Origin of the sequence: Amaricoccus sp. (genome assembly GCF_017995835.1) — a bacterium.
Classification (GTDB): Bacteria; Pseudomonadota; Alphaproteobacteria; order Rhodobacterales; family Rhodobacteraceae; genus Amaricoccus.
In genome coordinates this window covers 1-5,690 of the sequence record NZ_JAGOID010000144.1, presented here as the reverse complement: position 1 = coordinate 5,690, position 5,690 = coordinate 1, and the positions used below count along the sequence as shown (strand labels likewise).

The following is a 5,690-nucleotide window of genomic DNA, read 5'->3' as shown; positions in this document are numbered from 1 at the left end:
GGCCAGACAAGGAGCGACAGCCCCGCCGCCAGCGCGAGGCCGAGGGCCGGGCGCCGGGGCGGGAGGTCAGAGTTCATTCGAGAAATCGGCCACTTCAGTCAGGCGCACCCCGAGCCGCCCGGTGTCGTCGCCAAGCTCCTGCAACTCGCCCCGCGCGATCAGGCGATCGCCGATGTAGAGCCCGACCGGATCGTCGATGGTCGAGTCGAGCGTCAGCACCGAGTCGCGGCGCAACTCCACCAGTTCGCTCACCAGCGGCCGCGCCTTGCCGACCGAGATCGTCACCTCGATCGGCACGCCGAGAAAGGCCCCGACGCGCGCGGCGCCGGGCCTGGCGGGCGTCTCAGCGGCGCCGCTCCCGGCCCCGGCCTCGGCGCCGTCATCCATAGCGGCGCTCCTCGATCTGCTCGGGCTCGGGGTCCACGTGCGACGCGACGCAGGCGCGCAGCTCATCGGCGCAGGCGTCGAGATCGATCCGGTCGTAGCCCTGATCCCAATGGAGCGCGGCCTCGCGCGGGAGCAGCTCCGGCGCGGCCTCGACGGTGGCGGCGAGCCCGCGCTCGGCCAGAAGGCCCCGGATGACCGGCACGAGTTCGGGCGCGCAGCGCAGCACCGGCTTCGCCTCCGGCGCGGCGGCCAGCGCCTGCTCCACCCGCGCGACGGCCTCGGCGGCCAGCCCGGCCTCGGCAAGCGCCGGCGTCAGCGCCGCGACGATCGCGCCGGCGAAGGGCGCGAGGCTCGCCGCGACGTGCCGGCGGGCCGCCTCGTTGGTCAGCCGCGCGTCGCACAGCGCCTCGACGAACTCGCTCGTCAGCCGCGACTGCTCGGCGAGATGGGCCTCCGTCGCCTGGGCCTGACCCGCGAGGAAGCCGGCCCGCCAGGCCTCCTCGCGGGCCTCCGCCAGCGCGCGCTCGCCTGGAGCGGGCCCCCGGTCGCCGGCGGGTTCGAAGATCTGCAAGCGGAAAGCGCTCATGGCTGCGGGGCCTCCTTCCGGGGTTCGGGGGATTCGATCCAGGCGCGCAGCACCGCCGCGCTCTCCTCGCCGCGGCTGGCGATCACGTCGCGAAGACGGTCGATCTTGGTCAGCGTCGCGGGCGGCATGTCGAGGAACTCGCCGCCGGCGGGCGGCGGCAGCGCCGCGGGACCGCCGAGCGCGCGCAAGGTCTCGGCCGGCAGCTCGCGCGGCCCGGTCAGCTCGGCGATCGCCGCCGCCGGGCTGCGGCCGGCCATCATCGGGCGCAGCACGAAGAGGATGAGCGCCAGCACGATGGCGCCGAGCACGCCCATCTGCGCGAGCCCCGCGCCGTTCGCCGCGAGCCAGCCGCTCCCGGCGTTCTCCACGAGCGAACCCTGATCGGACAGCGCCGCGAACTGCAACGTCTGGATCGTCACCACGTCGCCGCGCTCGGCGTCGAAGCCGACGGCAGACTGGACGAGCATTCGCAGCACGTCGAGCTCCTCCGGCGAGCGCGGCGCCCATTGCGGCTTGCCGTCGGCCCCGGCCGTGGTCACGCCGTCGACCATCACCGCGACGGAGACGCGCCGGACCTGTCCCGGCAGGATCACCCGCTCGCGCGTGGTCTCGGAAACCTCGAAGTTCTGGCGCTCGCGGTTCTGCGTCGAGTTGCGGCTGCTCTGGTCGCCCGAGCCCGCGACGTCGCCGTCGGGCAGGTTGGAGGCGACGGTGACGCCCGACGCGCCGCCCTGGGCGCTCTCCTGCGAGGTCTCGACGTCGGTCGAGATCGCGACCCGCCCCTCGGGATCGAGCCGGCGCTCGCGGATGGTCTCGCTGTCCATCGCCGCGTCGACGTTGACCTCGACGATGGCCCGCCCGGACCCCACCCGGGCCTCGAGCAGGCGCTGGACGTTGGCGCGGAGCGTCTCCGAGCGGTCGGCGGGATCGCTGACGCCCGGCGGGAACGGCCCGCTCTCGGCGCCGGCCAGCACCACGCCGGCGGCCGCGTCGATCACCGCGACCGCGTCGAGCCCCAGCCCGGCGACCGCGGAGGAGACGAGGTAGCGGATCGCCCGCGCCTGGCCCTGATCGAGCCCGCCGCGCGCCATGGTGACCGTCACCGAGGCCGATCCGGTCGGCGTCCGGGCGAACGGCGCGGCGACGGGGTTGGCGAGATGCACGCGCGCGGCGCGGACGTTCGGCGCGGCGGCGATGGTGCGGGCGAGCTCGCCCTCCTTGGCGCGCCAGTAGGCGGCGTCGAACATCTGGCTCGTCGTGCCGAACCCGGAGAGCCCGTCGAGGAGTTCATAGCCCGCCGGCCCCGCCGCCGGCAGGCCCTGGGTGGCAAGCGCGAGCCGGATCTCGTCGCGCCGCGCGCCGTCGACGAAGATGGCGGTGTCGCGCACCTCGTAGGGCACGTCGAGCGCCTCGACCGCGGCGACGACCTCGCCCGCGGCCGCGGCGTCGAGCCCGGAATAGAGCAGCTCCATCGAGGGCGCGCTGGCGACGCGGGCGATGCCGTAGATCGCCGCCAGCATGGCGACGACGCTCAGCGCCGCGATCAGTCTCTGGCGCGGTTGCAGGGTCTCCCAGAGCGACTTCAGGTTCTGCACGCGCGGGCCTTCGTTCGGGCCGGCGCGAGGGGGACCGCCGGCGGACGGATACTCGCGGCGACAAGCTTAAGAATTGGTTTCCGTCCCCTGCCCTCGCCGGACCGGAAACGCGAGGAAGCGCCGGTTAAGGTTCGGTTAGGACAAGGAAGCGTAAACGACGCGCAAGTGCCCCGCATACGAGTGAAGACATGAGCAACGCCGCACCCGCAGTCGTCGACGCGCCCGAGGGCCGCAGGAAGGGCAAGGGCGGGCTCGCGATCGGGCTCGTCGCCGCGCTCGCCCTCGGGGGCGGCGGGTTCTACGCGGTCTGGAGCGGCATGGTCGATCCTGCGGCCCTTCTCGCCGGCGGCGGGCATGGCGCGGAGAAGGCAGGGGGCGACGGCTCGGTCGCCTTCGTCGCGATGGAGCCGATCATGATCTCGCTGCCGCCGGGCGCCTCGGCGCGGCACCTGCGCTTCGCGGGCCAGCTCGAGGTGGAACCGGCCCAGGCGGCCGAGGTCGCCTCGGTGATGCCCCGCGTGGTCGACGCGCTCAACACCTATCTCCGCGCCGTCGATGTGCGCGACCTCGAGAACCCCGCCGCGCTGCAACGGCTCCGGGCGCAGATGCTGCGGCGGGTGCAGGTGGTCGCCGGCGAGGGCAAGGTCCGCGACCTGCTCGTCGCCGAGTTCGTCCTGAACTGACGGAGCGCCCCATGGACGTCATGATGGACGGCCTCCTGATCGCCGGCACGGTGTTCGCGGGGCTCTACTGCTGGATCCTCGCCGGACGGGTGCGGGCGCTGAAGTCGCTCGACGGCGGGCTCGGCGGCGCGATCGTCACGCTGACCCGCCAGATCGAACTCGCCCGCGCCACGCTCGAGGAGGCGCGGGCCGCCTCGCGCGACACGCGGCACGACCTCGTCCAGCTCACCGCCCGGGCCGACGCCGCGGCGGCGCAGCTGCGACTGCTCCTCGCCGCTGTCGAGAAGGCCGGCCCGGCCGCCGCCGCGCACGCCGCCGAGCCCCTGCCCGAGGCGGAGGACGCGACACCCGCGCCGCTGGCCGCGCGCCGGCGCGAGGCGCCGGGGCCGCGGCTGGTCTCGCCGGCGCCGGCGGAGCCGGAGGCCGATGCGCTCCCGGCCGGCGATCCGGCCGACACGGTGCCGAAGCCGCGGCGGATGCTCGCGCTCGACGGGATGCTGCGCCGGCGCGCCCCGGCCGAACCCACGAGCCGCAGCGAGGCCGACCTGATCGCCGCCCTGAGCGCGCTGGCCGCGGGCGGGGAGCGCTGACATGCCGGGCGGCCGCGCGATCGGCGGCGTCGGGCTGATCGTGCTGTGCTTCCTCGGATCGGCGGCGCTCCGCCTCGCCGAGAGCGGCGCGGCCATCGCCGAGGAACTGGGCGCCGACAGCCCCGACGGCGCCGCCGCGCCGGCGGAGGCCGACGACCTCCTCGCCGCGATCCGCGCCCGCGAGGCCGCGCTGGCCGCGGAGGAGGCGCGCATGGCCGACCGCAAGCAGACCCTGAACGTCGCCGAAGCCAAGCTCGCCGAGCAGCTCGCCGCCTTCGAGACGGCGCAGAAGAACCTCGAGGACACGCTCGCCATGGCCGACAAGGCGGCCGAGCGCGACATCGACCGCATGACCGCGGTCTACGAGGCGATGAAGCCGGCCGACGCAGCGAAGATCTTCGGCACCATGGACGTGAGCTTCGCCTCCGGCCTCCTCGTCGGCCTCGACCCCAAGTCCGCCGCCGCCATCCTGAGCGGCATGGCGCCGGAACAGGCCTATGCGATCACCCTGACCATCGCCAGCCGCAACGCCCGGGTGCCGAAGGAGTGACGCCATCTCACCCGGCGCAACACGGGGCTAACACGCGTGATAGGCATGTTAACTGCCTGAATACGCACGATAAAAGCGCCAGAGGCCAAAAAAGTCCGCGGTTCGTTTCATGAGCCCGCCGGCATGACCCCCGCCGCGTCCCGCTGTCGCCGGCCCGCGACCCGGCCCGCGCCGTCGCGGCGGAGGGAACGGGCATGGACGAGCGAACCGGCCCGACGCTAGACTTCGCCGCGAACAGCGCGCCCGGGCGCGGTAGCCGAGGATGCTTCGTGACCCCTGCCGCCTTCGTCGCAAAATGGCGCCCCGTGGCCCTCAAGGAACGCTCCACCGCGCAGACCCATTTCAACGACCTCTGCGCGCTCCTCGGGCTCGACGATCCGGTGGCGGCCGATCCGACGGGAGAGTGGTTCACCTTCGAGAAGGGCGCGAGCAAGACCGCCGGCGGCGAGGGCTGGGCCGACGTCTGGCGCAAGGGCTGCTTCGGCTGGGAATACAAGGGCCGCCACAAGGACCTGGAGGCGGCGTATCGCCAGCTCCAGAACTATGCGGTGGCGCTCGAGAACCCGCCGCTGCTCGTCACCTGCGACACCGACCGCATCGTCGTCCGCACCAACTTCACCAACACGGTGCAGGAGACCCACACCCTCCTGCTCGACGACCTGCTCGACGGGGCGAAACGCGACCTGCTGCGCGCGGTCTTCACCGACCCCGCGCGCCTGCGCCCGAAAAAGACCCGCGACGCGCTGACCGCCGAGGCGGCGGCGAAGTTCTCGGGCCTCGCCCAGCGCCTGCGCGAGCGCGGCCACGAAGCCGCCGCCGTCGCCCGTTTCGTCAACCGCCTCGTCTTCTGCATGTTCGCCGAGGACGTGGGCCTGCTGCCCGACAAGCTCTTCCAGAAGATGCTCGACGCCAGCCGCGCCGACCCCGCGAGCTTCGCCCCGAACGCCGGCCTGCTGTTCGCGGCGATGCGCTCCGGCGGCGCCGTCGGCTTCACCCGCGTCGACTGGTTCAACGGCGGCCTCTTCGACGACGACGCCGCGCCGCCCCTCGAACGGCCCGACGTCGCCGACCTGACCGAGGCCGCCCGGCTCGACTGGAGCCAGATCGACCCCTCGATCCTCGGCACCCTGTTCGAGCGCGGCCTCGATCCCGCCAAGCGCAGCCAGCTCGGCTCCCACTACACCGACCGCGACAAGATCATGAAGATCGTGAACCCGGTCGTGGTCGAGCCGCTGCTCGCCGAATGGGCCGTGGCGCGCGGCGAGATCGAGGCGGCGCTGGCCCGCGGACGGGCGGCGA

7 protein-coding genes are annotated in these 5,690 nt (G+C 73.8%); 4 read left to right on the top strand and 3 right to left on the bottom strand.

The features are described from left to right. Positions 1–66 precede the first annotated feature (66 nt). From KBA23_RS15345 to fliF, 3 genes are read right to left on the bottom strand one after another with little or no spacing between them, the layout of a single operon-like run. Positions 67–387, bottom strand: a complete 321-nt coding sequence (locus KBA23_RS15345) for a FliM/FliN family flagellar motor switch protein (RefSeq protein WP_290742689.1) — start codon at positions 385–387, stop codon at positions 67–69. Then, complete coding sequence (locus tag KBA23_RS15340) at positions 380–973, bottom strand: hypothetical protein (protein ID WP_290742686.1); 594 nt, start codon at positions 971–973, stop codon at positions 380–382. The genes KBA23_RS15345 and KBA23_RS15340 overlap by 8 nt, the downstream gene beginning before the upstream one ends. Next, positions 970–2,568 (bottom strand): flagellar basal-body MS-ring/collar protein FliF, encoded by a 1,599-nt coding sequence (fliF, locus tag KBA23_RS15335; protein WP_290742683.1) that lies wholly within the window; start codon positions 2,566–2,568, stop codon positions 970–972. Before fliF ends, KBA23_RS15340 begins: the two co-directional genes overlap by 4 nt. A gap of 188 nt (positions 2,569–2,756) precedes the next feature. Between fliF and KBA23_RS15330 the strand changes: the two genes are divergently transcribed. The 4 genes from KBA23_RS15330 to KBA23_RS15315 form a co-directional block, all read left to right on the top strand. Beyond that, positions 2,757–3,251: a flagellar basal body-associated FliL family protein gene (locus KBA23_RS15330; RefSeq protein ID WP_290742680.1), complete on the top strand. Its 495-nt coding sequence runs from the start codon at positions 2,757–2,759 to the stop codon at positions 3,249–3,251. Positions 3,252–3,262: 11 nt separating this feature from the next. Further along, a complete protein-coding gene (locus tag KBA23_RS15325; RefSeq protein ID WP_290742677.1) occupies positions 3,263–3,841 on the top strand; it encodes a hypothetical protein in 579 nt (192 codons plus the stop codon). 1 nt (position 3,842) lies between these two features. After that, the gene (locus KBA23_RS15320) at positions 3,843–4,391 is read left to right on the top strand and encodes a hypothetical protein (protein WP_290742674.1); all 549 of its coding nucleotides are present in this window, start codon (positions 3,843–3,845) and stop codon (positions 4,389–4,391) included. A gap of 269 nt (positions 4,392–4,660) precedes the next feature. After that, on the top strand, positions 4,661–5,690 hold a 1,030-nt coding region (locus KBA23_RS15315; RefSeq protein ID WP_366935327.1), incomplete at its 3' end, for a type IIL restriction-modification enzyme MmeI.